This window comes from Burkholderia sp. Bp9016, from assembly GCF_003857765.1.
Lineage (GTDB): Bacteria > Pseudomonadota > Gammaproteobacteria > Burkholderiales > Burkholderiaceae > Burkholderia.
On the sequence record NZ_QTPY01000019.1, the window covers coordinates 63,701 to 87,134 of the forward strand.

Here is a 23,434-nt window from a genome sequence, read left to right on the forward strand (position 1 = left end):
ATACAATGCGCACCATCATGCACGACCGACGCCTCCATTTTCTCGTTCCGTTCGCGCTGCCGTCGGCGGCCGATGCGGCCTCGTCCCTGCACACCCTGGACAGTCCCGCGCTCGAAAAGTTGCTCGCCCGCGCGAGCCTCGTCGAGCGCGTGACCGGCGAAGACTTCCAGCGCACGCTGCCGCACGAGCGCTGGCTGGCCCGCCAGTTCGGCGCGACCCAGGGCAACGCCGCCGACGAAGCACCGCTCGCGCCCTACATGCTGCTGGCGGACGGCGGCGACCCGGGCACACAGGCGTGGGCCTGCGTGGAACCCGTGCACGTCGAAATCGCGCACGATCACCTCGTGCTTGTCGATCCGTCGAGCCTCGCGCTCGACGACGGAGACGCGGCCGCGTTGCTGGCCGTTGCGCGTCCGCTGATCGAAGAGCTCGGCGTGCGGCTCGAAGCGCCACGGCCAACGCGCTGGTATCTGTCGAGCGAACAGCTCGCCCGCCTCGCCGGCGCCGCGCCGCTGCGCGCCAGCGGCCGCAACATCGAGATCTGGCTGCCGCACGAGGCGCACACCGGCGAACGCTCGCGGATGTGGATGAAGCTGCAGAACGAGGTGCAGATGGCCTGGTTCCAGCATCCGGTCAACGAAGCCCGCGAGGCGCGTGGCCTGCCCGCCGTCAATACGATCTGGTTCCACGCGCAAGGCACGCTGAAGCCGGTCGGCAAGCCGTTCGGGCGCGTGCTGTCCGCGTCGCCCGCGGCGCTCGGCCTCGCGCGCGCGGCTCAAGCCGACGCGGGTGCTCCGCCGGCCGCGTTCGGCGCGCTGCCCGCTACCGTCGGCGCGACGCTCGTCGAGTTGCCGGCGCTGACCACCCCGTTCATCGAACAGGACTGGGCGCGCTGGCACGACACGCTCGCCGCGCTCGAGCGCGACTGGTTCGCGCCGGCGCTGGCCGCACTGCAACACGGCGAGCTGGCGAGCGTCGATTTCACGCTGTGCGGCGACACGAGCTCCGTGACGCTGAATGCGACGCGCGGCGACCTGCGCAAGTTCTGGCGCCGCCGCGCGCTGGCGTCCCTGTTCGAATAACCAGGCCTGTATGACCCGGATCGTTACCCGCCCCGTCGCACCCGCCGACGCAGAAGCGCTTGCGCGCCACGGCGTGCACCCCGTCCTCGCGCGCCTGTACGCGTCGCGCGGCGTGCAGTCGCCGGCCGACATCGAAACGGCGCTCGCGCGCCTCGTCCCGCCCACCGAACTGAAAGGCTGCGTGGACGCCGCATCGCTGCTCGCCGACGCGATCGCCGACAAGCGGCGCCTGCTCGTCGTCGCCGACTACGACTGTGACGGCGCGACTGCCTGCGCGGTCGCGGTGCGCGGCCTGCGGATGTTCGGCGCGCAGATCGACTATCTCGTGCCGAACCGCTTCGAATACGGCTACGGGCTCACGCCCGAGATCGTCGAACTCGCAGCCGCACGCAAGCCCGACCTGCTGATTACCGTCGACAACGGGATCGCGAGCGTCACGGGCGTCGAAGCCGCGAACGCGCGCGGCATCGACGTACTCGTGACAGACCACCACCTGCCCGGCGACGCGCTGCCCGCCGCGCGCGCGATCGTCAACCCGAACCAGCCCGGCTGCGCATTCCCGAGCAAGCACCTCGCCGGGGTCGGCGTGATGTTCTACGTGCTGCTCGCGCTGCGTGCCGAACTGCGCCGTCGCGGCGCGTTCGCGAGCAAGGAGGCCGAGCCGCGTCTGGACGGGCTGCTCGACCTCGTCGCGCTCGGCACCGTCGCCGACGTCGTGCGGCTCGACGGCAACAATCGCGTGCTCGTCGCGCAGGGCCTGCAGCGCATCCGCAACGGCCGCATGCAGCCGGGCATCGCCGCGCTGTTCCGCGCCGCCGCCCGCGAGGCGCGCACCGCATCGGGCTTCGATCTCGGCTTTGGCCTCGGCCCGCGCCTGAACGCCGCCGGACGGCTCTCCGACATGTCGCTCGGCATCGAGTGCCTGATCACCGACGACATCGGCCGTGCGTGGGACCTCGCGCAACAGCTCGACGTGATGAACCGAGAGCGCCGCGAGATCGAGGCCGGCATGCAGCAGCAGGCGCTCGCCGATCTCGCCGACGTCGACCCGGCCGACGCGTGCACCATCACGCTGTTCAATCCCGAATGGCACCAGGGCGTGATCGGGATCGTCGCTGGCCGGCTCAAGGAAAAATTTCACCGCCCGTCGTTCACGTTCGCGCACGCGGACGAAGCCGGGACGCGGGTCAAGGGCTCGGGCCGGTCGATTCCCGGGTTCCACCTGCGCGATGCGCTCGATCTCGTGTCGAAGCGCGAGCCGGATCTCATCGTCGCATTCGGCGGCCACGCGATGGCGGCCGGCCTCACGCTCGACACCGACAACGTGCCGCGCTTCGCGGCCGCGTTCGAGGCGGTCGCGCGCGAGTGGCTGTCCGACGACGCGCTCGCGCGCGTGATCGAGACCGACGGCGAACTCGAGGAAGCGTATTTCACGCCGCAGTTCGTCGGGCTGCTCGACGAGGCCGTGTGGGGCCAGGGCTTTCCGGCCCCGCTTTTCTCCGGCGAATTCGACGTCGTGTCGCAGTCGCTCGTGAAGGAAAAGCACCTGAAGCTGCAACTGGCGCGCGGACGCCAGCGCTTCAACGCGATCTGGTTCAACCACACCGAGCCGCTGCCGGCCAGCGCCTTGATCGCGTACCGCCTCGTGGCCGACACGTGGAACGGCGTGACGCGCGTCCAGCTGATCGTCGAACACGCGGCCGGCTGAACGCCGGCGCGGCGGCCCAAGGCCCCGCGCAAAGCGCATGCGCGCCGCGCCGGACGGGGCCGCGGCATGCATGCCGGCACGGTCCGCGTCACCGGGAAACCCCGCCGATCGGCTATAATTCCGCTTTTTTACGAAGCAAGAAAAGCGAACGATCATGGAAGCGGAACGTCTCAACGCGATCGAAAGCTCCCTGCTCGACCTGCGCAATCGCGCGGGCGAGCTTCGGGGGTATCTTTGACTACGACGCCAAAGCTGCGCGTCTGACCGAAGTCAACAAGGAACTCGAAGACCCGAACGTCTGGAACGATTCGAAGAACGCCCAGGCGCTCGGCCGCGAGAAGAAGCTGCTCGAAGGCGTCGTCTCGACGCTGACGGTGCTCGATAGCGATCTGCGCGATGCGCTCGATCTGTTCGAGCTGGCACGCGAGGAAGGCGACGAAGACACCCTCGTCGCGTCCGAAGACGACGCGAAGAAGCTCGAAGCGCGCGTCGGCGACATCGAATTCCGCCGGATGTTCTCGAACCCGGCCGACCCGAACAACTGCTTCATCGACATCCAGGCAGGCGCCGGCGGCACCGAGGCGTGCGACTGGGCGTCGATGCTGCTGCGCCAGTACCTGCGCTATTGCGAACGCAAGGGCTTCAAGGCAGAAGTGCTCGAAGAGTCCGACGGCGACGTCGCCGGCATCAAGAACGCGACAGTCAAGGTCACGGGCGAATACGCTTACGGCTTCCTGCGCACCGAAACGGGCATCCACCGCCTCGTGCGCAAGTCGCCGTTCGACTCGTCGGGCGGCCGTCACACGTCGTTCTCGTCGGTGTTCGTGTATCCGGAAATCGACGACTCGATCGAAGTCGAGGTCAACCCGGCCGACCTGCGTATCGACACGTACCGCGCATCGGGCGCGGGCGGCCAGCACATCAACAAGACCGACTCGGCCGTGCGGATCACGCACATGCCGACCGGCATCGTCGTGCAGTGCCAGAACGACCGCTCGCAGCACCGCAACCGCGCGGAAGCGATGGCGATGCTGAAATCGCGCCTGTACGAAGCCGAAATGCGCAAGCGCCAGGCCGAGCAGGACAAGCTCGAATCGAGCAAGACCGATGTGGGCTGGGGCCATCAGATCCGCTCGTACGTGCTCGACCAGAGCCGCGTGAAGGACCTGCGCACGAACGTCGAAATGAGCAATACGCGCGCTGTCCTCGACGGCGATCTCGACGACTTCATCAGCGCGAGCCTCAAACAGGGCGTGTAAGCGCCGCGGCGCGGCCCGTCCAGGCCGCGCCGTCCTTGCCCTTCCCGTTGGCGTTGCCGCACCCACTCCGAATTCCGACCATCATGACCGAACCGACTCAAACGCAGCCCGCCGTCGCGGCGGACGAAAACCAGATCATCGCCGAGCGCCGCGAGAAGCTGCGCGCATTGCGCGAGCAAGGCGTCGCCTATCCGAACGATTTCCGGCCGACGCATCACGCCGCCGATCTCCAGGTGAAATTCGCCGACTCGGACAAGGCCGCGCTCGAAGCCGAGCAGGTCGAGGTGTCGGTCGCCGGCCGCATGATGCTCAAGCGCGTGATGGGCAAGGCGAGCTTCGCGACGGTACAGGACGGCTCGGGCCAGATCCAGTTCTTCGTGACGCCGAACGACGTCGGTGCGGAAACCTACGATGCATTCAAGAAGTGGGACCTCGGCGACATCGTCGCCGCGCGCGGCGTGCTGTTCCGCACCAACAAGGGCGAGTTGTCGGTCCAGTGCAAGGAACTGCGCCTGCTGTCGAAGGCGCTGCGTCCGCTCCCGGACAAGTTCCACGGCCTCGCCGACCAGGAAATGCGCTATCGCCAGCGCTACGTCGACCTGATCGTCACGCCGGAAACGCGCGATACGTTCCGCGCGCGTACCCGCACGATCGCGTCGATCCGCAAGTTCATGGACAACGCCGAGTTCATGGAAGTCGAAACGCCGATGCTGCACCCGATCCCGGGCGGCGCGGCGGCCAAGCCGTTCGTCACGCATCACAACGCGCTCGACATGCAGATGTTCCTGCGCATCGCACCGGAGCTGTACCTGAAGCGCCTGATCGTCGGCGGCTTCGAACGCGTGTTCGAGATCAACCGCAACTTCCGGAACGAAGGCGTGTCGCCGCGCCACAACCCGGAATTCACGATGATGGAGTTCTACGCCGCGTACACCGATTATCGCTGGCTGATGGACTTCACCGAGCAACTGATCCGCCAGGCGGCGATCGATGCGCTCGGCACCGCGACAATCCAGTACCAGGGCCGCGAACTCGATCTCGCGAAGCCCTTCCACCGCCTAACGATCACGCAGGCGATCCAGAAGTACGCGCCGCAGTACACCGACGGCCAGCTGTCGGACGACGCGTTCCTGCGCACCGAACTGAAGCGCCTGGGCGTCGACGTGTCGCAACCGGCCTTCCTGAACGCCGGCATCGGCGCACTGCAACTCGCGCTGTTCGAGGAAACGGCCGAGGCGCAGCTGTGGGAGCCGACCTACATCATCGACTACCCGGTCGAGGTGTCGCCGCTCGCACGCGCATCGGACACGGTGCCGGGCATCACCGAGCGTTTCGAGCTGTTCATGACCGGCCGCGAGATCGCGAACGGCTTCTCGGAGCTGAACGATCCGGAAGACCAGGCTGCGCGCTTCAAGAAACAGGTCGAGCAGAAGGATGCCGGCGACGAGGAAGCAATGTTCTTCGACGCCGACTACATCCGCGCGCTCGAACACGGGATGCCTCCGACGGGCGGCTGCGGGATCGGCATCGACCGTCTCGTGATGCTGCTGACCGACAGCCCGACGATCCGCGACGTGCTGCTGTTCCCGCACCTGCGCCGCGAAGACTGACGGCCTGAGCCGCGTGTGCGCCGCGCCTCGTGGCGCGCACGCGTCGGCTTTGTAACCGCACGTAAATCCCGCCTGCCGGCGCCCGCCGGCCTTCGATCCTTCCCCGTTTTATTCTCACGCCGCAACGACCTTCCGCGGGTTTTCCCGGTCGCGATCGCCTGCGTGCCGCTGCAATTTGTTACACCTTGATACGGCACCCGCCTGCCGGGTGGACGACACTCCCGTTGCGTCACCACGCATGACCACGGGACCAGAACGAAGCGCCGGAACGCCGAGTCTGCTCGATCCCGAAGCGTGGGATCCGCCCCGACGCCGGCGCGCAGGGGCCGGGTCGACACCGGAGAAAAAAATGGACAACCAGAATCAAGCCACGCCGCAAAAGCAACGCCTCCATCCGCTCATCGCCACCGCCGCCGGTGCCGTCATCGTCGCCAGCCTCGCCGCTACAGCGGCGATCACGGGCATCTTTCCGAAAGCAAGCAGCAATGAACAGAACACCCAGACCCAGGCCGCGCTGATCGCGTCGCAGCCGGCCGTCGACACGGCCGCGGCAGCCAGCACCGCCCTCGCCGCTCAGGCGCAGCAGCAGGCAGCGGAGTTGGCTGCGCAGCAAAAGGCTGCCGCGCAGGCCGCGCCGAAGCCCACGCCGCGCCAGGTGGCAACGCATCACCGCCACACGCCGGCGCCGCAGCCGCCGCAATATGCGCAGCAGCCGTACGCGCCCGCGCAGCCGACGTATTGCCAGTCTTGCGGCACGATCGTCGCGATCACGGAGAGCCGTACGCCGGGCCAGAGCTCGGGGATCGGCGCGGTCGGCGGCGCAGCGGCCGGTGGCCTGCTCGGCAACCAGTTCGGCCACGGTAACGGCCGTACCGCAATGACGATCATCGGCGCACTGGGCGGCGGCCTGGCCGGCAACCAGGTCGAAAAGCAGGTGCGCGCGGAAACCGACTATCAGGTGCAGGTACAGATGGAGAGCGGCGCGACGCGCACGTTCACGTACCACAACGCACCGCCGTTCGGCCAGGGCCAGCGCGTGCGGATCGAGAACGGCACGCTGGTCGGCGCATAACGCCCCGCGCGGAAACGAAAAAGGCTCGTGAAGCGTCACGAGCCTTTTCTTTTTGCGGGAGCCATACGAGCGCCGATGCCGGCGCGAATCTCAGTCTTCGTCGTCGAAGTCGGATTCGTCGATCCAGTGGGCCTGAATCGCCTCGAGAATCTTCTCGCCCGAGTGGGAGGGATCGTCGTCGAAGCCGTCGAGTTCGATCACCCATTGACGCAGGTCGACGAAATTGATCCGCTGCGGATCGATGTCCGGATGCTTGTCTGCAAGCGCGATGGCGAGTTCGCGCGAATCGGTCCATTTCATGGCCTGCTCTCCCGTGTAGGCGGCGGGTCCGCCGGGCGCGGCGACCATGCCGCGCACCGCCCGACCCGCCAATCCGTCAGTGATTTTCCTTCGCGTGGTTGATCGAGTACTTCGGAATCTCGACCACCAGGTCCGACTCTTCCGTCACGATCGCCTGGCACGACAGGCGCGACGTCGGCTCGAGGCCCCACGCCTTGTCGAGCAGGTCGTCCTCGTCCTCGTCAGACGGCTCGAGATCGTTGAAGCCCTCGCGAATCACCACGTGGCAGGTCGTGCACGCGCACGACTTCTCGCACGCATGCTCGATCTCGATCCCGTTGTCGAGCAGGTTGTCGCAAATACTCTTGCCGGGCGTCGCGTCGATCACTGCGCCGTCCGGGCACAGTTCGACGTGAGGCAGCACCACCAGTTGAGGCATGTCCGTTCCGTCAGTCAGGGTGCGGCGGCGAGCGCCGCACGGTTCAATATCGCGCGGGCCGTCGCCGGCCCGCATGCAGGTTGTTCGTTCAGATCTCGTCGAGCCGTCGGCCCGACAGGGCGCGCTTGATGCTCTTGTCCATCCGGCGCGCCGCGAATTCGTCGGTCCCGTCGGCCAGCGCCTTGGTCGCGGTTTCGATCGCGCTCGCATCGTCGCCCTGCGCGATCGTGCTCAGCGCCGCGACGAGCGCATCGACCTGCGTCCGTTCGGCCCCGTCGAGCAGTTCGCCGTCGGCCGCGAGCGCCGCCTGCGTCGCCTCGATCATCCGCTGGGCTTCGACCTGCGCTTCGCGCAGCGCGCGAGCGCGCATGTCGATCTCGGCGGTCTTGAAGCTGTCCTCGAGCATCTTCGCGATGTCGTCGTCGGCCAGGCCGTACGACGGCTTCACGACGACCGATGCCTCGACGCCCGAGTGCTGCTCGCGTGCGAACACCGACAGCAGCCCGTCCGCGTCGACCTGATAGGTCACGCGGATACGCGCCGCACCGGCCGTCATTGGCGGGATGCCGCGCAGCTCGAAGCGCGCGAGCGACCGGCAGTCGGCGACGAGTTCGCGCTCGCCCTGCACGACGTGGATCGCCATCGCGGTCTGGCCGTCCTTGAAGGTCGTGAATTCCTGCGCACGCGCGATCGGAATCGTCGAGTTGCGCGGAATGATCTTCTCGACGAGGCCACCCATCGTTTCGACGCCGAGCGACAGCGGAATCACGTCGAGCAGCAGCCAGTCGTCGCCGCTGCCGCGATTGCCGGCGAGCAAATCTGCCTGGATCGCCGCGCCGAGCGCGACGACCTGGTCCGGATCGAGATTGACGAGCGGCGGCTGGCCGAAATGTTTCGCGACCGCATCGCGGATCACCGGCATGCGCGTCGCGCCGCCGACGAGCACGACACCCTTTATGTCGGCCGGGCTCACCTGTGCGTCGCGCAGCGCCTTGCGGGTCGGCGTCAGCGTGCGCTGGACGAGCGGCTCGACGAGCGCGGCAAACGTGTCGTGCGAGATCGTCTGCACGAGATGCGCACCGCTCGACAGCGTCACGTCGAGCGACGCCTGTGGCGCGGACGACAGCGCTTCCTTCAGCACGCGCACGCGGTCGAGCAGCAGGCGTACGTCCTCGGGCGCGAGCGCCTGCGCGTCGATGCCGGCCTGCGCGAGCACGTGGCAGAACAGCGCATGGTCGAAATCGTCGCCGCCGAGCGCGGAATCGCCGCCTGCGGCCAGCACTTCGAACACGCCCTTCGTCAGCTTCAGGATCGACAGGTCGAACGTGCCGCCGCCGAGGTCGTATACCGCGTACAGGCCTTCGGCCGCGTTATCCAGACCGTAGGCGATCGCCGCCGCGGTCGGTTCGTTCAGCAGGCGCAGCACGTTCAGGCCCGCGAGGCGCGCAGCGTCCTTGGTCGCCTGGCGTTGCGCGTCGTCGAAGTACGCCGGCACCGTGATGACCGCGCCGACCAGCTCGTCGCCGAGCGTATCTTCCGCGCGATAACGCAGCGTCGCGAGAATCTCGGCGGACACTTCGACCGGGCTCTTCACGCCGTCGATGGTACGGATCTGTACCATGCCGGGCGCATCGACGAATTCGTACGGCGCGTTCGCCGCGCCTTCGACCTCGGCCTTGCCACGGCCCATGAAGCGCTTGACCGACACGATCGTGTTGCGCGGATCGGTCGCAGCCTGTTCCTTCGCTTCGTGGCCGATGCGGCGGCCGCCCTTCTCCAGATAACGGACCACCGACGGCAGCAGCGCGCGGCCCGCTTCGTCCGGCAGCACTTCGGGCACGCTGTTGCGCACCGCGGCGACGAGCGAGTTCGTCGTGCCGAGATCGATCCCGACAGCGAGTCGCCGCTGATGCGGCGCCGGCGCCATGCCCGGTTCGGAAATTTGCAGTAAAGCCATCTTGGTTCGTTCGGGCGCTCGGCCCGTTTGCTGCGCGTGCCACAAGGCACGCGGTTAAGTTTCGAGGCGCTCGATCTGTGCGCCCACTTCCGACGCGACCCGCTCGATGAACATCAGCTGGCGCACGGCCTCCGCGGCGGCCTGATCGGCACCGCTGTCGAGCAACATGCCGAGGCGTTCGAGACGCACGCGCTTTTCGTCACGCAGTTCGGCGAGCAGCGCATCGAGCGCGTCGACGTTGCGAGCGGCCGCGGCATCCTCGATGCCTTCGCGCCACTCCATCTGCTGCATCAGGAACGCGGGCTCCATCGCGGTGTTGTTCTCGGCACCGATGTCGACGCCGCGCAGCGACAGCAGATAGATCGCGCGCTTCAGCGGATCGCGCAACGTGCGGTACGCCTCGTTCGCACGGGTCGCCCATTGCATCGCGATACGCTTTTGCGCGTCGCCGGCCGCCGCGAAGCGGTCCGGGTGCACCTGCGTCTGCACCGTGCGATATGCGCTGTCGAGCGCCGCCTCGTCGAGCGCGAATTGCGCCGGCAGGTGAAACAGATCGAAGTGGCTGTCTTTCAGCGAAACCATCGTCGCGTTCAATTCCGGTTCGTCGCGCGGCAAACGCCGCACATTAAAAAGGCGGCCCGTGCCGCCTCTTGCCCGCATCGCGCGGAAACCCGCGTCACACGCGGAACGATTCGCCGCAGCCGCACTCGTCCTTCACGTTCGGGTTGTTGAACTTGAACCCTTCGTTCAGGCCTTCGCGCGCGAAGTCCAGCTCGGTGCCGTCGATATACGCGAGGCTTTTCGGGTCGACGACGACCTTCACGCCATGGCTCTCGAACACCTGATCCTCGGGAGCCAGCTCGTCGACATACTCGAGCTTGTACGCGAGCCCCGAGCACCCGGTCGTGCGAACGCCAAGCCGCAGGCCCACACCCTTGCCGCGACGGACGAGGTATTTCTGGACGTGCTGTGCTGCTTTTTCGGTCAGTGTAATTGCCATGATGTCCTTGCCGCGGCGCGCCCCAAAGAGAGCTGCCGCGTTCCTTCACAAGCCGCTCGATGCCGCTCAGGCTGCTGCCTGATCGCCTTCCTTGGTGTCGTGACGCTTCTTGTAGTCGGCCACGGCTGCCTTGATCGCGTCTTCCGCGAGAATCGAGCAGTGAATCTTCACCGGCGGCAGGGCCAGCTCTTCGGCGATCTGCGTGTTCTTGATCGACAGCGCTTCGTCGAGCGTCTTGCCCTTCACCCACTCGGTCACGAGCGAGCTCGACGCGATGGCCGAACCGCAGCCGTACGTCTTGAACTTCGCGTCTTCGATCACACCGTCCGCGCCGACGCGGATCTGCAGCTTCATCACGTCGCCGCAGGCCGGCGCGCCGACCATGCCCGTACCGACCGCGTCGTCGTCTTTCGCGAACGAACCGACGTTACGCGGGTTTTCGTAGTGATCCAGAACCTTGTTGCTGTAAGACATGACTCAGACTCCTTGACTCGTTACGTCTGCGCGCGCGAATCCGCCCGCGAATGTATTGGATGCGGCGTTCAGTGTGCGGCCCATTCGATCGTCGACAGATCGATGCCTTCCTGGTGCATTTCCCAGAGCGGCGAAAGCTCGCGCAGCTTCGCGATCTTGCTGTTCAGCAGATCGATCACGAAGTCGACTTCCTGCTCCGTCGTGAAGCGGCCGACCGTGAAGCGGATCGAGCTGTGCGCCAGTTCGTCGTTGCGGCCGAGCGCACGCAGCACGTACGACGGCTCCAGCGACGCCGACGTGCACGCCGAACCCGACGACACCGCGACGTCCTTGATCGCCATGATCAGCGACTCGCCTTCGACGAAGTTGAAACTGATGTTGAGGTTGTGCGGGATACGGTGCTCGAGGTCGCCGTTCACGTACGTTTCCTCGATTTGCGACAGGCCGCGCAGCAGCTTGTCGCGCAGCATGCGGATGCGCTCGTTCTCGGTCGCCATTTCTTCGCGCGCGATGCGGAATGCTTCACCCATGCCGACGATCTGGTGCGTCGGCAGCGTGCCCGAACGCATTCCGCGCTCGTGACCGCCGCCGTGCATCTGCGCTTCGATGCGCACGCGCGGCTTGCGACGCACGTACAGCGCGCCGATGCCCTTCGGGCCATACGTCTTGTGCGCCGAGAACGACATCAGGTCGACCTTCAGCTTCGCGAGGTCGATCTCGACCTTGCCCGTCGCCTGTGCGGCGTCGACGTGGAACACAATGCCCTTCTCCCGGCAGAGTTCACCGATCGTCTCGATGTCCTGGATCACGCCGATCTCGTTGTTTACGTGCATCACCGACACGAGGATCGTGTCCGGGCGCAGCGCGGCCTTGAGCACGTCGAGGTCGAGGAGACCGTTGTCCTTCACGTCGAGATAGGTGACTTCGAAGCCGTCGCGCTCGAGCTCGCGGCAGGTGTCGAGCACGGCCTTGTGCTCGGTCTTCACCGTGATGATGTGCTTGCCCTTGCCCTTGTAGAAGTTCGCGGCACCCTTGATCGCCAGGTTGTCCGATTCGGTCGCGCCGGACGTCCAGATGATCTCGCGCGGATCCGCGTTCACGAGTGCGGCCACCTGCTCGCGCGCTTCTTCGACCGCGCGTTCCGCATCCCAGCCGTACGCGTGGCTGCGCGACGCCGGATTGCCGAACTGTTCGCGCAGGTACGGCACCATCTTGTCGACCACGCGCGGGTCCACCGGCGTCGTCGCGCTGTAATCCATGTAGATGGGCAGGTGGAGAGTCTCTTGGGTCATCTGTCGCTCCGGGTATTCTGTGCAGGGACTGTGTACGTTATGGGGTGTGCGGCGCGTTCGCGCTCACGAACTCGCGATGTTGAACACCGAATTGGGGCCGAGGGGCATCGTGCGCACCGGTTCGGCCGGTGCCGCGGCGGGCTCCGGCGTGCGTCGGTCGCGCAACACCGTGGGGGCGCCCTCTCGCGCGCGCTGCTGATCGACGAGATCCTGCAGCGACACCGAATCCAGGTATTCGACCATCTTCTGATTCAGGGTCGACCACAGCTCGTGCGTCATGCAATGGCCGTCAGGCTGCTTCGAGCCGTCGCACGTGCCTTTGCCGCCGCACTGCGTGGCGTCGAGCGGTTCATCGACCGCGATGATGATGTCGGCGACGGTGACGTCCTGCGCGCGGCGCGCGAGGTTGTAGCCGCCGCCCGGGCCGCGCACGGATTCGACGATTTCATGCCTGCGCAGCTTGCCGAACAGCTGTTCGAGATACGAGAGCGAAATCCGCTGGCGCTGGCTGATGCCTGCAAGCGTCACCGGGCCCTGCTCCTGGCGCAGTGCCAAGTCAATCATCGCCGTGACGGCGAAACGGCCTTTGGTGGTGAGTCTCATGGTGTCTAGGGGACTGCAATCTTGACGATTTTGGTCAAGTATAAATATTTGACGTTTTTAGTCAAGTATCCATGTCTTTGACAGGGTATTCGCAGACCACTGAATTTCCTGCCGCGATCAGCGCGCGGTGCGCGCCTTGAGGGCGTCCAGCAGGCCCGCGCATGCGCGCTCGACCTGATCGAGCACTTGCTCGAAGCCCTGCGCACCGCCGAAATAGGGATCGGCGACTTCGGTCTCGGCCGCGCCCGGTGCGAATTCCATCAGCAGGCGCACCTTGTCGCGATGCTGTGTCGGGCAACGCCGATGCAGTTCCGCGAGGTTGGCCTCGTCCATCGCGAGCAGCAGATCGAAACGCTCGAAGTCCGCCGCACCCACCTGCCGCGCCCGCAGCGCCGACAGGTCATAGCCGCGCGTGTGCGCGGCAGCCTGCGCGCGCGTATCGGGCGGCTCGCCGACGTGCCAGTCGCCGGTGCCGGCCGAGTCGATCGCGATCCGGTCGGCCAGCCCGGCCGCGTCCACCTGATGGCGCATCACGCCTTCTGCCGTAGGCGAACGGCAGATATTGCCAAGACAGACGAAACAGATCGCAACGCGGTTCATTGCACTATCGGAAAGCCGCGGCGAACCGCGTGGGAGAACAACGCGCCATTATACAAAGACGCCCGGAATCGCGCCGTCGCACAAAGCGACGGCGGTATGCGTTACAGCGCCTTCGGTGCGGCGAGCACGACGTCGCCGGATGCGGGCGACAGCGACTTCGTCGCGTCGTCGACCAGACCGAACGAGACCGCGCGCGCCAGCTCGGCCGATGCCTGATGAACGGCGAGCGGGCCGCGCGACGGCGTATCGGCCATCGCGTGGAGATAGGCGGCCGCCGCGAGCGGAACAACGATTGCCAGCGGCCAGTACATCGATATTGTCTTTTTCATGATGCGGCTCCTTGACCTGATTCCCCGAAACCCAATTTCGGGGACTACAGACAAGATTCTATAGACCGCATCTATCGAGATAAATACACGAATAGCGAACGCACTGTTGCTGCCCGATGAACAGTCGTCAGCCGAGGTGGCTCTTCGACGCCGCGTACAACTCGCGGAACGTGCGCCCGGTCGGCGTCGGCATGTCGCGCGTGTCCATCCAGCCGCCCATCATCGGCAGGCGCCGCAGCATGCCGCCGCTGCCGCCCAGCCGCTCGAGGATGCGCACCGCAAGCTTGGTCGTCAGCGCGTAGAGCACCGGCCGACGCGCGAAAAAACCCCACGCGGCGAGCCCCGCGCGCTCACGCCACGGCCGCAGGTGCCGCTCGACCTGCCTCTCGCGCAGCGTGCGCAGCAGATGCGACAACGGAATCCCGGCCGGGCACACGCTGTCGCACTCGCCGCACAGCGTCGCGGCCTGCGGCAGGTCCAGCGCCCGGTCGATCCCGACATAACTCGGCGTCAGCACCGAGCCCATCGGCCCCGGATAGACCCAGCCGTATGCGTGGCCGCCGACCTTCTGGTAGACCGGGCAGTGATTCATGCACGCGCCGCAGCGGATGCAGCGCAGCATCTCCTGGAACTCGCCGCCGATCAGGCCGGTGCGGCCGCCGTCGACGAGCACCACGTAGTTGTGTTCCGGGCCGTCCTCGTCGCCGGGGCCGCGCGGGCCGGTGAGCAGCGAGAAGTAGTTCGACGTCTTCTGCCCGGTCGCCGAGCGCGGCAGCAGGCGCATCGCGGTCGCCAGATCCTCGAGCGTGGGCAGCACCTTCTCGATGCCCGTCACCGCGACGTGCACGCGCGGCATCACCGTGCACATCCCTTCATTGCCCTCGTTCGTGACGACCGCGACCGAGCCCGTCTCGGCGATCACGAAATTGCCGCCCGTCACGCCCATGTCGGCCGACATGAAATGCGGGCGCAGTACTTCGCGCGCCTCGCGCGTCATGTCGGGAATCTTGGTCAGCCGTTCGCGCTGGTGCGTGCGCGCGAACAGGTCGGCGATCTCGTCCTTGTCCTTGTGCACGACGGGCGCAATGATGTGGCTCGGCGGCTCGTTGTCGTTGATCTGGAGGATGTATTCGCCGAGATCCGTCTCGATCGACTGCACGCCCATCTCCGCGAGCACCGCGTTCAGGCGCATTTCCTCGGACACCATCGACTTCGTCTTGATGACCTTCTTCACGTCGTGGCGGCGCGCGATGTCGGCGACGAGCCGCGCGGCGTCGGCAGTCGTTTCCGCGAACAGCACGGTCGTGCCGCGCCGCGTCGCCTCGCGCTCGAACGCCTCGAGCCAGACGTCGAGGTTTTCCAGCGCACGGTTGCGGCGCGCCTTCAGCGCGGCCCGGGTCGCCTGGAAGTCGATCGCGGTCATCGCGTCGGCGCGCGCGGACACGAACTTCGTCGACAGCTTCTTCAAGTTCTGCTGCAGGCGCCGGTCGGCCAGCTTCTGGCCGGCGCGCGCCTTGAAATGCATCGATTGGACTTGCATCGCGGTATCGGGGAAAAGTGAGCGGAACCGGGCGTCAGACGTCGCCCGCCAGCACCTGCGCGACGTGCAGCACGCGCGTGTCGCGGTCGCCCGTGCGGCGCAACCGCCCTTCGAGGTTCAGCATGCAGCCGAGATCGCCGAGCACGACGGCGCTCGCGCCCGATGCGCGCACGTTCGCGCATTTCTCGTCCGCGATGGCCGCCGAGATATCGCCGTACTTCACCGCGAACGTACCGCCAAAGCCGCAGCAGTGCTCGCAATCCTTCATTTCGGTCACGGCAACGCCGCGCTGCGCGAGCAGCGCGCGCGGCTGCGCCTTCACGCCGAGTTCGCGCAGCCCCGAGCACGAGTCGTGATAGGTGACGGGCCCCGTGAACTCACCGGGCGCGAGCGTGACCTTCGCGACGTTCACAAGGAAATCGGTCAGTTCGTAGACCTTCGGCTGCAGCCGCGCATAGCGCCCCATCAGTTCGGGATCGTCGCGAAACAAGTCGCCGTAGTGCGCTCGGATCATCCCGCCGCACGAACCCGACGGCGCAACGACGTAATCGAACTGCTCGAATTCGCGCAGCGTCTTTTCCGCGAGATCGCGCGCGAGCGCGCGGTCGCCCGAGTTGTAGGCCGGCTGGCCGCAGCATGTCTGCGCGGGCGGCACGAACACCTCGTAGCCGGCGTCGCGAATCAGCTTCAGCGCCGAAAAACCGATTTCCGGACGCATCAGGTCGACCAGGCAGGTCACGAACAAACCGACTCGCATACGCGCTCCTTCGAGAAAACGACTCTCATTATCCGCCGTTTGGCCGGCAAGACCAACGCCGGCGCGCACGCAAGTGCATGCCGCCAGATGCGAGGACTTCCTCGAACGGCGTTCGCTTTTTTCACAATACGAGATACAATCGACGCAACACCGCTTGACGCGTCAACCGATTCTCCCCCGACATGAGCCAACCCACCCCGGATTCCAAAACGTCGATCCAGGTGATCGAACGCATGATGCGGCTGCTGGACGCGCTTGCCGCGCACAGCGACCCCGTCAGCCTGAAAGAACTTGCGCAGCGCACGGACCTGCATCCGTCGACCGCACACCGCATCCTCAACGACATGGTGACCTGCCGCCTCGTCGACCGCTCCGATCCCGGTACGTACCGGCTCGGCATGCGGCTGCTCGAGCTCGGCAACCTCGTGAAGGCGCGCCTGTCGGTACGCGACGCCGCGCTGATGCCGATGCGCGAGCTGCACCGCCTCACCGGCCAGACCGTGAACCTGTCGGTACGTCAGGGCGACGAGATCGTCTATATCGAGCGTGCGTATTCGGAGCGCTCGGGGATGCAGGTCGTCCGCGCGATCGGCGGCCGCGCGCCGCTGCACCTCACGTCGGTCGGCAAGCTGTTTCTCGCGGTCGACGAAACCGCGCGCGTGCGCGCCTATGCAACGCGCACGGGGCTGTCCGGCCACACGCAGAACAGCATCACCGACATTGCGAAGCTCGAGCGCGAACTGACACTCGTTCGCCAGCAATCGTGCGCACGCGATAACGAGGAGCTGGAACTCGGCGTGCGCTGTATCGCGGCCGGCATCTACGACGATTCGGGCAAGCTCGTCGCCGGGCTGTCGCTGTCGGCCCCGGCCGACCGCCTGCAGGACGCATGGCTCGGCCAGTTGAGCCGCACCGCGCTCACCATCTCGGAATCGCTCGGCTACCGGCCCGCGCCCGCGAAGGACACGGACGGGCTGCAACGGCACGCATAAGCGCTGCCACCCGCTGCGCCGCAGCCGAACGAAAAAGCCCCGCGATTGCGGGGCTTTTTCGTTGCGGCGATCGCGGGGATCCCGGCATACGGCGGCGAACCGCCGAAGCCCGGTCAGGTACCGCCGTTCGCCGTATTGGCCGCGGTCAGGCGCTCGCCGCCGCCGGCATCGAGCCAGTTGCGCAGGCGCGCTGCGTCGGCAAAGCGCGAATACTTGCCGAACGAATCGAGCAGCACCATCACCATCGGCCGGCCATGGATCGTCGCCTGCATCACGAGACATTCGCCCGCTTCGTTGATGAAGCCAGTCTTCTGCAGACCGATGTCCCACGAGCCATTGCCGCGGATCAGCGCGTTCGTGCTGTTGTAGACCAGATTGCGCTTGCCCGTGTACACGTCGTACGTACGATCGGTCGAGAACTGACGAATCATCGGGTACTGGTACGCGGCGTTGACCATCTTCACGAGGTCGCGCGCGCTCGACACGTTCGAGCTCGACAGACCGGTCGAATTCTCGAAGTGCGTGTCGGTCATCCCGAGCGCCTTGGCCTTCGCGTTCATCGCGGCGATGAACGCCGGACGGCCGCCCGGGTAGTAACGCGACAACGCAGCCGCGGCGCGGTTTTCCGAAGCCATCAGCGCGATGTGCAGCATGTCTTCACGCGACAGGACCGAGCCGACCGACAGGCGCGAGCCCGTGTTCTTCTCGTAGTCCCGATCTTCGTCGGTGACTTCGATCTGTTCGTTCATCGGCGCCTTCGAGTCGAGAACGACCATCGCCGTCATCAGCTTCGAGATCGACGCGATCGGCACGACGGCGTGCGAATTCTTGTCGAACAGCGGCTCGCCGGTGTTCTGGTCGACGACGTACGCGACGCTCGAGCGCAACGCGAGCGCGTCCGGCGTGTCGTGCAGGCCGAACGCCTGACCCACGGTCGGCCGGCGCGGCTGGAACGCGACCTTGCGGACCGCGCCACGATGGCCGTGCACGTTCGACGCGAGCGTCACGCGCTTGCGCGACGCCTTTGCACGCGGCGCGTCGGCCGATGCGACCTTGGCGGATTTTTCGGACGCGGCCTTGACCGACTTCTTCTTCGCGGACGAAGCGGAGGCAGTCTTTTTGGCGGCGTGGTGAGTGCTCGCAGTGGCGGCAAAGGCGTCAGCGGGCGCGACGGACGCGGCGGTCGCCAGCAAGGCGACGGCGACCGACACAGCCGTGCCGAGCGTCATGCTCTGCAACAATCTGCGCGGTGAAAACGATTCGGCTTTCATTGGGGTCTGGACAAAGCGGGCGGGAGGTTTCCGCAAGTGTAGTTAAAGCTGAAAAAAAGAGCAATATTAGGCACTTACCGATCGTCGTTAAACCGGAATGTAAGGGTCGCTCAACCGCGATCGATCGACCCTCCCGCTCCTATTGGAAAAATCCATGGGATGCGCTGCCCGACAGTACTCGTTTCCCGATTACCACACGGTTAATTGAGATAACGTCACTTCGGCGACGAATTAAAGCGGGGAAAGTACGTATCCGACGCTCGGTGTGCCACCGGCACCGGTCTTGGCTGCGGCGGCGGCACGTCGCCACGGCACGCGCATTGAAACGACGCGCTTTTCGACAGGAACAGAAGCATAACGTTCCACACGCCTGTCAGGTTTACCTGTGCATGATCATGGTGCGGCGCGCCCGCCCCGGCCCGGTGCGCACCATATGGGATCGCGCCTGAAACCGATTCCGAACGATCACGATAACTTGTTGTTTTATCGATAATTTGTCGCAATTGTGCAACGCACAAAAAATACTTGACAAGACTTTTCTCTGCCCTAAAATACGACTCATTGCTGCGTTGCACAAAGCACGCGGATCCGAGATTCCCCAGCGTAGTGCCCTTTCCCCCTGCGATCGACGCGATCGCTTTTCAGGAGCTTGACATGTCCTTGCTGACCCCCGAGCAAATCGCCGCCGCCCAGAAAGCCAACCTCGAAAGCCTGTTCGGTCTGACGACCAAGGCATTCGAAGGCGTCGAAAAGCTGATCGAACTGAACCTGCAGGTCGTGAAGTCGACGCTGACGGAAAGTCAGGAAAACGCACAGCGCCTGCTGTCGGTGAAGGACGCGCAAGAACTGATCGCGCTGCAAGCGAGCCTGTCGCAACCGGTCGCGGAAAAGGTTCTTTCGTACAGCCGTCACCTGTATGAAATCGCGTCGTCGACGCAAGCCGAGTTCGCGAAGGTTGCAGAAGCGCAATTCGAAGAGCAGAACAAGAAGGTCCAGGCGCTCGTCGACAACGTCGCGAAGAACGCCCCGGCCGGTTCGGAAACGGCTGTTGCCGCACTGAAGTCGGCACTGAACGCTGCCAACACCACGTACGAAACGGTCCAGAAGGCTGCCAAGCAAGCCGTCGAGATCGCTGAAACGAACTTCAACGCGGCTGCCGCTGTCGCGACGAAGGCCGCGAGCGCTGCTGCATCGCGCCGCACGAGCAAGCCGGCCGCGTAAGCGCCCCCCTGCTCCTGAAAAAGCCGCGCAGTGCGCGGCTTTTTCGTTTCCGGCGCCGGAACGCGCGCGCCTTGCGGCCGCCGCCAGCCCGCACGGAACGGCCGAGCAGCCGCTGACCGCGAGCAAAATAAAACGCCGCCGTCCGGATTTCCCGGGCGGCGGCGTTTTTCCTGGCCGGTGTGAAGCCGGCCGTGCCGGTCGCGTTACTTCTTGCGTTGCGGCGGCAGGTCGGTACAGACGCCTTCGTACAGCTCGGCGGCCATGCCGACCGATTCGCCGAGCGTCGGGTGCGGATGGATCGTCTTGCCGATGTCTTCCGCGTCCGCGCCCATTTCAACGGCGAGACACACTTCGCTGATCAGGTCGCCCGCGTTCAGGCCGACGATGCCGCCGCCGATCACGCGATGGGTTGCCTCGTCGAAGATCAGCTTCGTGAAGCCTTCGTCGCGACCGTTCGCGATCGCGCGGCCTGATGCGGCCCACGGGAACACGGCCTTGCCGTACTTGATGCCTTCGGCCTTGCACTGGTCTTCCGTCTTGCCGGCCCATGCCACTTCCGGATCGGTGTACGCCACCGACGGAATTTGCAGCGCGTCGAAGTATGCCTTCTCGCCGTGTGCCGCTTCCGCTGCGACGTGGCCTTCGTGCACGGCCTTGTGCGCGAGCATCGGCTGGCCGACGACGTCGCCGATCGCGAAGATGTGCGGGACATTCGTGCGCATCTGCTTGTCGACGTCGATGAAGCCGCGGTCGGTGACGGCCACGCCGGCCTTGTCCGCGCCGATCTTCTTGCCGTTCGGGCTGCGGCCCACCGCTACGAGCACGAGGTCGTAGCGCTGCGCTTCCGCCGGGGCCTTTTCGCCCTCGAATTTCACGTAGATGCCGTCTTCCTTCGCTTCCGCGCCGACCGTCTTGGTCTTCAGCATCACGTTGCCGAAGCGCTTCGCGTTGTACTTTTCCCAGACCTTCACGAGATCGCGGTCCGCGCCCATCATCAGGCCGTCCATCATTTCGACCACGTCGATCTCGGCGCCGAGCGTCGAGTACACCGTTGCCATTTCGAGGCCGATGATGCCGCCGCCGATCACCAGCATGCGCTTGGGCAACTGGCGCAGTTCGAGTGCGCCCGTCGAATCGACGACGCGCGGGTCTTCCGGCATGAACGGCAGCTTCACCGCTTGCGAGCCGGCGGCGATGATCGCCTGCTTGAACTTGACGACCTTCTTGCCGTTCTCGCCCTGCACTTCCAAGTGATACGGATCGACGAAAGCGCCGACGCCGGTCACGACTTCGACCTTGCGGGCCTTCGCCATGCCGGCGAGGCCCGTCGTCAGTTTCTTGACGACGCCGCCCTTGAAGTCGCGCAGCTTGTCGAGGTCGACTTGCGGCTTGCCGAACGTGATGCCGTGTGACGCGAGCGACGCGGCTTCTTCGACGACGAGCGACGTGTGCAGCAGTGCTTTCGACGGGATGCAGCCGACGTTCAGGCACACGCCGCCGAGCGTCGAGTAGCGTTCGACGAGCACCGTCTTCATGCCGAGGTCGGCTGCGCGGAACGCGGCCGAGTAGCCGCCGGGGCCGGCGCCGAGCACGAGCATGTCGCACTCGATGTCGGCGGCGCCGGCGTAGCTGCCGGCTTGCGGTGCAGGTGCCGGGGCGGCTGCCGGTGCTGCGGCCGGAGCGGCTGCGGGCTTTGCCGGCTCCGCTGCTTTCGCGGGAGCAGCTGCAACTGCCGATGCTTCGACGATGGCGATGACCGTGCCTTGCGAGACTTTCTCGCCGGCCTTGACCTTGACTTCCTTGACCGTGCCGGCGACGTCGCTGGGCACTTCCATGGAAGCTTTGTCCGATTCGAGCGTGATAAGCGTTTGCTCTTTTTCGATCACGTCGCCCGGCTTCACGTTGACTTCGATGACATCGACGCCGCTGAAATCGCCGATATCCGGAACCTTGACTTCGATGAGACTCATTACTGTCCCCTTCTTGATTAGCTGCAGACAGAGGGGGAGAAACCCGCGAAAGAACCAGTTGCGACTTACGGCCTGACAAGAGAACACGAACCTGGGCAGAACCACCTTTGCTGTCCGCCCAAGGACGCACCTTTCTTTTGGTTACTTTTCTTTGGAAGACGACCCGAAGGTAGTCCCTGCGGGACAAAGAAAAGTGACCGCCGCCCCGCGCAGGGGCGACGCTAATAGACCGTTAGCAAAACAGGTTCAACGACAGAGCGTGGATAACAAACAAAAAAACCACGCCCCCGCGAGCCGCTCCCACGCTCATCAAAGAATGATGCGACGGAAATCCCCGAGCAACGCCCCGAGATACGCATTGAACCGCGCGGCTTCCGCGCCATCGATGACACGATGGTCATACGACAGCGACAGCGGCAGCGTCAGGCGCGGCACGAACTGCTTGCCGTCCCACACCGGCTTCATCTGGCCGCGCGACAACCCGAGGATTGCCACTTCCGGCGCGTTGATGATCGGCGTGAAGTTGGTGCCACCGATCCCGCCGAGCGACGAGATCGAGAAGCAACCGCCCTGCATCTGGTCCGGCTTCAGCTTGCCGTCACGCGCTGCCTTCGACAGCTCGGCCATTTCCTTCGCGATATCGACGAGGCCCTTCTTGTCCGCATCGCGGATCACCGGCACGACGAGACCGTTCGGCGTGTCCGCAGCGAAACCGACGTGGTAGTACTGCTTGAACACCAGGTTGTCGCCGTCGAGGCTCGCGTTGAAGGTCGGGAACCTCTTCAGCGCAGCGACGACCGCCTTGATCACGAATGCGAGCATCGTGAACTTCACGCCCGCCTTCTCGTGTTCCTTGTTCAGCTGCACGCGCAGTGCTTCGAGCTCGGTGATGTCCGCTTCGTCGTTGTTCGTGACGTGCGGGATCATCACCCAGTTGCGATGCAGGTTCGCGCCCGAGATCTTCTTGATGCGCGACAGCGGCTTCGCCTCGAACGGGCCGAACTTCGAGAAGTCGACCTTCGGCCACGGCAGCAGGTTCAGCTCACCGCCGCCTGCCGGCGCAGTTGCTGCGCCCGGCGCTGCGCGCTGGCCCGTCATCACGCCCTTCACGAAGCCCGTGATGTCGTCCTTCGTGATACGGCCCTTCGGACCGCTACCCTGCACGCGTGCGACTTCGACACCGAGTTCGCGCGCGAACTTGCGCACCGACGGCGACGCGTGGCTTGCGCGGTACTCGCCCGACGCAGCGGCGGCCGGCGCGGCAGCAGCCGGAGCCGGTGCAGCCTTCGCGGGTGCCGGCGCGGCAGCGGGCGCCGGAACAGCCGCGGCCGGAGCCGGCGCGCTTGCCTGCGGCGCGGCGGCAGCGGGTGCGCCTGCGGCTTCGAGCAGCACGATCAGCGTGCCTTCCGATACCGAGTCGCCCACCTTGACCTTGATTTCCTTCACGACGCCGGCGGCCGGGCTCGGCACGTCCATCGTCGCCTTGTCCGACTCGAGCGTGACGAGCGATTGCTCCTTCTCGACCGTGTCGCCGACCTTCACGCCGATCTCGATCACCGGGACATCCTTGTAGTCACCGATGTCGGGCACCTTCACTTCGAGCGTGCCGCCCGATGCAGCCGGTGCCGCAGCCGGAGCGGCGGCGGCCGGTGCGGGTACTGCCGCCGGAGCCGGGGCCGGTGCGGCCGCGCCGTTCACCTGCGCCGCGGCGCCGCCTTCGAGCAGGATGATCAACGAGCCTTCCGACACGGAATCGCCCACCTTGATCTTCACTTCCTTGACCGTGCCGGCTGCCGGACTCGGGACATCCATCGTCGCCTTGTCCGACTCGAGCGTGACGAGCGACTGCTCGGGCTCGACCGTGTCGCCCACCTTGACGAGCACCTCGATGACGGGCACGTCCTTGTAATCGCCGATATCCGGCACCTTCACTTCGATCGCTTGACTCATCTTTTTGTGTCTCCATGGCCGCGCGCGCC

At 65.7% G+C, this 23,434-nt stretch carries 22 protein-coding genes; 7 read left to right on the plus strand and 15 right to left on the minus strand.

Features of this window, described 5'->3' with window-relative positions:
- The first annotated feature begins 5 nt into the window (after positions 1-5).
- The 5 genes from DIE13_RS22735 to DIE13_RS22755 all read left to right on the plus strand — a co-directional run bounded on the left by DIE13_RS22735 (position 6) and on the right by DIE13_RS22755 (position 6,731).
- Complete coding sequence (locus tag DIE13_RS22735) at positions 6-1,082, plus strand: regulator (RefSeq protein ID WP_175751599.1); 1,077 nt, start codon at positions 6-8, stop codon at positions 1,080-1,082.
- Between the two features lie 10 nt (positions 1,083-1,092).
- The gene (gene recJ, locus DIE13_RS22740) at positions 1,093-2,790 is read left to right on the plus strand and encodes a single-stranded-DNA-specific exonuclease RecJ (protein ID WP_124829386.1); all 1,698 of its coding nucleotides are present in this window, start codon (positions 1,093-1,095) and stop codon (positions 2,788-2,790) included.
- Positions 2,791-2,944: 154 nt separating this feature from the next.
- A protein-coding gene (gene prfB, locus DIE13_RS22745; RefSeq protein WP_096507246.1) for a peptide chain release factor 2 occupies positions 2,945-4,049 on the plus strand; the annotation gives its coding sequence in 2 pieces (ribosomal slippage) (positions 2,945-3,025 and positions 3,027-4,049; 1,104 coding nt in all).
- A gap of 83 nt (positions 4,050-4,132) precedes the next feature.
- Positions 4,133-5,659 carry a lysine--tRNA ligase gene (gene lysS / locus DIE13_RS22750; RefSeq protein ID WP_096507245.1) on the plus strand — a complete coding sequence of 509 codons (1,527 nt, stop codon included), beginning with the start codon at positions 4,133-4,135 and terminating at the stop codon, positions 5,657-5,659.
- A 349-nt stretch (positions 5,660-6,008) separates the two neighbouring features.
- The gene (locus DIE13_RS22755) at positions 6,009-6,731 is read left to right on the plus strand and encodes a glycine zipper 2TM domain-containing protein (RefSeq protein ID WP_124829387.1); all 723 of its coding nucleotides are present in this window, start codon (positions 6,009-6,011) and stop codon (positions 6,729-6,731) included.
- A 90-nt stretch (positions 6,732-6,821) separates the two neighbouring features.
- On the opposite strand, the gene iscX is transcribed toward DIE13_RS22755, so the two are convergent.
- The 12 genes from iscX to DIE13_RS22815 all read right to left on the minus strand — a co-directional run bounded on the left by iscX (position 6,822) and on the right by DIE13_RS22815 (position 16,001).
- Positions 6,822-7,031 (minus strand): Fe-S cluster assembly protein IscX, encoded by a 210-nt coding sequence (gene iscX / locus DIE13_RS22760; protein WP_124829388.1) that lies wholly within the window; start codon positions 7,029-7,031, stop codon positions 6,822-6,824.
- Positions 7,032-7,107: 76 nt separating this feature from the next.
- Positions 7,108-7,449 (minus strand): ISC system 2Fe-2S type ferredoxin, encoded by a 342-nt coding sequence (gene fdx / locus DIE13_RS22765; RefSeq protein ID WP_096507242.1) that lies wholly within the window; start codon positions 7,447-7,449, stop codon positions 7,108-7,110.
- 88 nt (positions 7,450-7,537) lie between these two features.
- Positions 7,538-9,406, minus strand: a complete 1,869-nt coding sequence (gene hscA, locus DIE13_RS22770) for a Fe-S protein assembly chaperone HscA (RefSeq protein ID WP_124829389.1) — start codon at positions 9,404-9,406, stop codon at positions 7,538-7,540.
- A gap of 54 nt (positions 9,407-9,460) precedes the next feature.
- Complete coding sequence (hscB, locus tag DIE13_RS22775) at positions 9,461-9,988, minus strand: Fe-S protein assembly co-chaperone HscB (RefSeq protein WP_124829390.1); 528 nt, start codon at positions 9,986-9,988, stop codon at positions 9,461-9,463.
- Between the two features lie 94 nt (positions 9,989-10,082).
- Entirely contained in the window at positions 10,083-10,406 is a 324-nt protein-coding gene (gene iscA / locus DIE13_RS22780; RefSeq protein ID WP_011885413.1) for an iron-sulfur cluster assembly protein IscA, read from the minus strand.
- A gap of 66 nt (positions 10,407-10,472) precedes the next feature.
- Positions 10,473-10,880 (minus strand): Fe-S cluster assembly scaffold IscU, encoded by a 408-nt coding sequence (gene iscU / locus DIE13_RS22785; RefSeq protein WP_009691729.1) that lies wholly within the window; start codon positions 10,878-10,880, stop codon positions 10,473-10,475.
- A gap of 68 nt (positions 10,881-10,948) precedes the next feature.
- Positions 10,949-12,172: an IscS subfamily cysteine desulfurase gene (locus DIE13_RS22790; protein WP_096507240.1), complete on the minus strand. Its 1,224-nt coding sequence runs from the start codon at positions 12,170-12,172 to the stop codon at positions 10,949-10,951.
- 63 nt (positions 12,173-12,235) lie between these two features.
- The gene (gene iscR / locus DIE13_RS22795) at positions 12,236-12,775 is read right to left on the minus strand and encodes a Fe-S cluster assembly transcriptional regulator IscR (protein WP_124829391.1); all 540 of its coding nucleotides are present in this window, start codon (positions 12,773-12,775) and stop codon (positions 12,236-12,238) included.
- Positions 12,776-12,892: 117 nt separating this feature from the next.
- The gene (locus DIE13_RS22800; protein ID WP_124829392.1) at positions 12,893-13,375 is read right to left on the minus strand and encodes a low molecular weight protein-tyrosine-phosphatase; all 483 of its coding nucleotides are present in this window, start codon (positions 13,373-13,375) and stop codon (positions 12,893-12,895) included.
- Positions 13,376-13,476: 101 nt separating this feature from the next.
- Positions 13,477-13,704 carry a hypothetical protein gene (locus DIE13_RS22805; protein ID WP_124829393.1) on the minus strand — a complete coding sequence of 76 codons (228 nt, stop codon included), beginning with the start codon at positions 13,702-13,704 and terminating at the stop codon, positions 13,477-13,479.
- Between the two features lie 127 nt (positions 13,705-13,831).
- Positions 13,832-15,244 (minus strand): lactate utilization protein B, encoded by a 1,413-nt coding sequence (locus DIE13_RS22810; RefSeq protein ID WP_124829394.1) that lies wholly within the window; start codon positions 15,242-15,244, stop codon positions 13,832-13,834.
- 34 nt (positions 15,245-15,278) lie between these two features.
- Positions 15,279-16,001, minus strand: coding sequence for a (Fe-S)-binding protein (locus tag DIE13_RS22815; RefSeq protein ID WP_124829395.1), 723 nt, complete (start codon positions 15,999-16,001; stop codon positions 15,279-15,281).
- A 182-nt stretch (positions 16,002-16,183) separates the two neighbouring features.
- On the opposite strand from DIE13_RS22815, the gene DIE13_RS22825 reads away from it, so the two are divergent.
- Positions 16,184-16,993, plus strand: a complete 810-nt coding sequence (locus DIE13_RS22825; RefSeq protein ID WP_124829397.1) for an IclR family transcriptional regulator — start codon at positions 16,184-16,186, stop codon at positions 16,991-16,993.
- 113 nt (positions 16,994-17,106) lie between these two features.
- Here the strand turns inward: DIE13_RS22825 and pbpG are convergent, their stop codons facing one another.
- The gene (gene pbpG, locus DIE13_RS22830) at positions 17,107-18,264 is read right to left on the minus strand and encodes a D-alanyl-D-alanine endopeptidase (protein WP_124829398.1); all 1,158 of its coding nucleotides are present in this window, start codon (positions 18,262-18,264) and stop codon (positions 17,107-17,109) included.
- Between the two features lie 654 nt (positions 18,265-18,918).
- Between pbpG and DIE13_RS22835 the strand changes: the two genes are divergently transcribed.
- Complete coding sequence (locus DIE13_RS22835) at positions 18,919-19,485, plus strand: phasin family protein (protein ID WP_096507232.1); 567 nt, start codon at positions 18,919-18,921, stop codon at positions 19,483-19,485.
- Positions 19,486-19,688: 203 nt separating this feature from the next.
- Here the strand turns inward: DIE13_RS22835 and lpdA are convergent, their stop codons facing one another.
- Positions 19,689-21,455 (minus strand): dihydrolipoyl dehydrogenase, encoded by a 1,767-nt coding sequence (gene lpdA / locus DIE13_RS22840; RefSeq protein ID WP_124829399.1) that lies wholly within the window; start codon positions 21,453-21,455, stop codon positions 19,689-19,691.
- 309 nt (positions 21,456-21,764) lie between these two features.
- A complete protein-coding gene (aceF, locus tag DIE13_RS22845; RefSeq protein ID WP_124829400.1) occupies positions 21,765-23,405 on the minus strand; it encodes a dihydrolipoyllysine-residue acetyltransferase in 1,641 nt (546 codons plus the stop codon).
- Positions 23,406-23,434 lie beyond the last annotated feature (29 nt).

Bases quoted from the DNA above. Each gene is read 5' to 3' on its own strand.
- DIE13_RS22735 (WP_175751599.1), top strand. From the start codon at position 6: ATGCGCACCATCATGCACGACCGACGCCTCCATTTTCTCGTTCCGTTC.
- recJ (WP_124829386.1), top strand. From the start codon at position 1,093: ATGACCCGGATCGTTACCCGCCCCGTCGCACCCGCCGACGCAGAAGCG.
- lysS (WP_096507245.1), top strand. From the start codon at position 4,133: ATGACCGAACCGACTCAAACGCAGCCCGCCGTCGCGGCGGACGAAAAC.
- DIE13_RS22755 (WP_124829387.1), top strand. From the start codon at position 6,009: ATGGACAACCAGAATCAAGCCACGCCGCAAAAGCAACGCCTCCATCCG.
- iscX (WP_124829388.1), bottom strand. From the start codon at position 7,031: ATGAAATGGACCGATTCGCGCGAACTCGCCATCGCGCTTGCAGACAAG.
- fdx (WP_096507242.1), bottom strand. From the start codon at position 7,449: ATGCCTCAACTGGTGGTGCTGCCTCACGTCGAACTGTGCCCGGACGGC.
- hscA (WP_124829389.1), bottom strand. From the start codon at position 9,406: ATGGCTTTACTGCAAATTTCCGAACCGGGCATGGCGCCGGCGCCGCAT.
- hscB (WP_124829390.1), bottom strand. From the start codon at position 9,988: ATGGTTTCGCTGAAAGACAGCCACTTCGATCTGTTTCACCTGCCGGCG.
- iscA (WP_011885413.1), bottom strand. From the start codon at position 10,406: ATGGCAATTACACTGACCGAAAAAGCAGCACAGCACGTCCAGAAATAC.
- iscU (WP_009691729.1), bottom strand. From the start codon at position 10,880: ATGTCTTACAGCAACAAGGTTCTGGATCACTACGAAAACCCGCGTAAC.
- DIE13_RS22790 (WP_096507240.1), bottom strand. From the start codon at position 12,172: ATGACCCAAGAGACTCTCCACCTGCCCATCTACATGGATTACAGCGCG.
- iscR (WP_124829391.1), bottom strand. From the start codon at position 12,775: ATGAGACTCACCACCAAAGGCCGTTTCGCCGTCACGGCGATGATTGAC.
- DIE13_RS22800 (WP_124829392.1), bottom strand. From the start codon at position 13,375: ATGAACCGCGTTGCGATCTGTTTCGTCTGTCTTGGCAATATCTGCCGT.
- DIE13_RS22805 (WP_124829393.1), bottom strand. From the start codon at position 13,704: ATGAAAAAGACAATATCGATGTACTGGCCGCTGGCAATCGTTGTTCCG.
- DIE13_RS22810 (WP_124829394.1), bottom strand. From the start codon at position 15,244: ATGCAAGTCCAATCGATGCATTTCAAGGCGCGCGCCGGCCAGAAGCTG.
- DIE13_RS22815 (WP_124829395.1), bottom strand. From the start codon at position 16,001: ATGCGAGTCGGTTTGTTCGTGACCTGCCTGGTCGACCTGATGCGTCCG.
- DIE13_RS22825 (WP_124829397.1), top strand. From the start codon at position 16,184: ATGAGCCAACCCACCCCGGATTCCAAAACGTCGATCCAGGTGATCGAA.
- pbpG (WP_124829398.1), bottom strand. From the start codon at position 18,264: ATGAAAGCCGAATCGTTTTCACCGCGCAGATTGTTGCAGAGCATGACG.
- DIE13_RS22835 (WP_096507232.1), top strand. From the start codon at position 18,919: ATGTCCTTGCTGACCCCCGAGCAAATCGCCGCCGCCCAGAAAGCCAAC.
- lpdA (WP_124829399.1), bottom strand. From the start codon at position 21,455: ATGAGTCTCATCGAAGTCAAGGTTCCGGATATCGGCGATTTCAGCGGC.
- aceF (WP_124829400.1), bottom strand. From the start codon at position 23,405: ATGAGTCAAGCGATCGAAGTGAAGGTGCCGGATATCGGCGATTACAAG.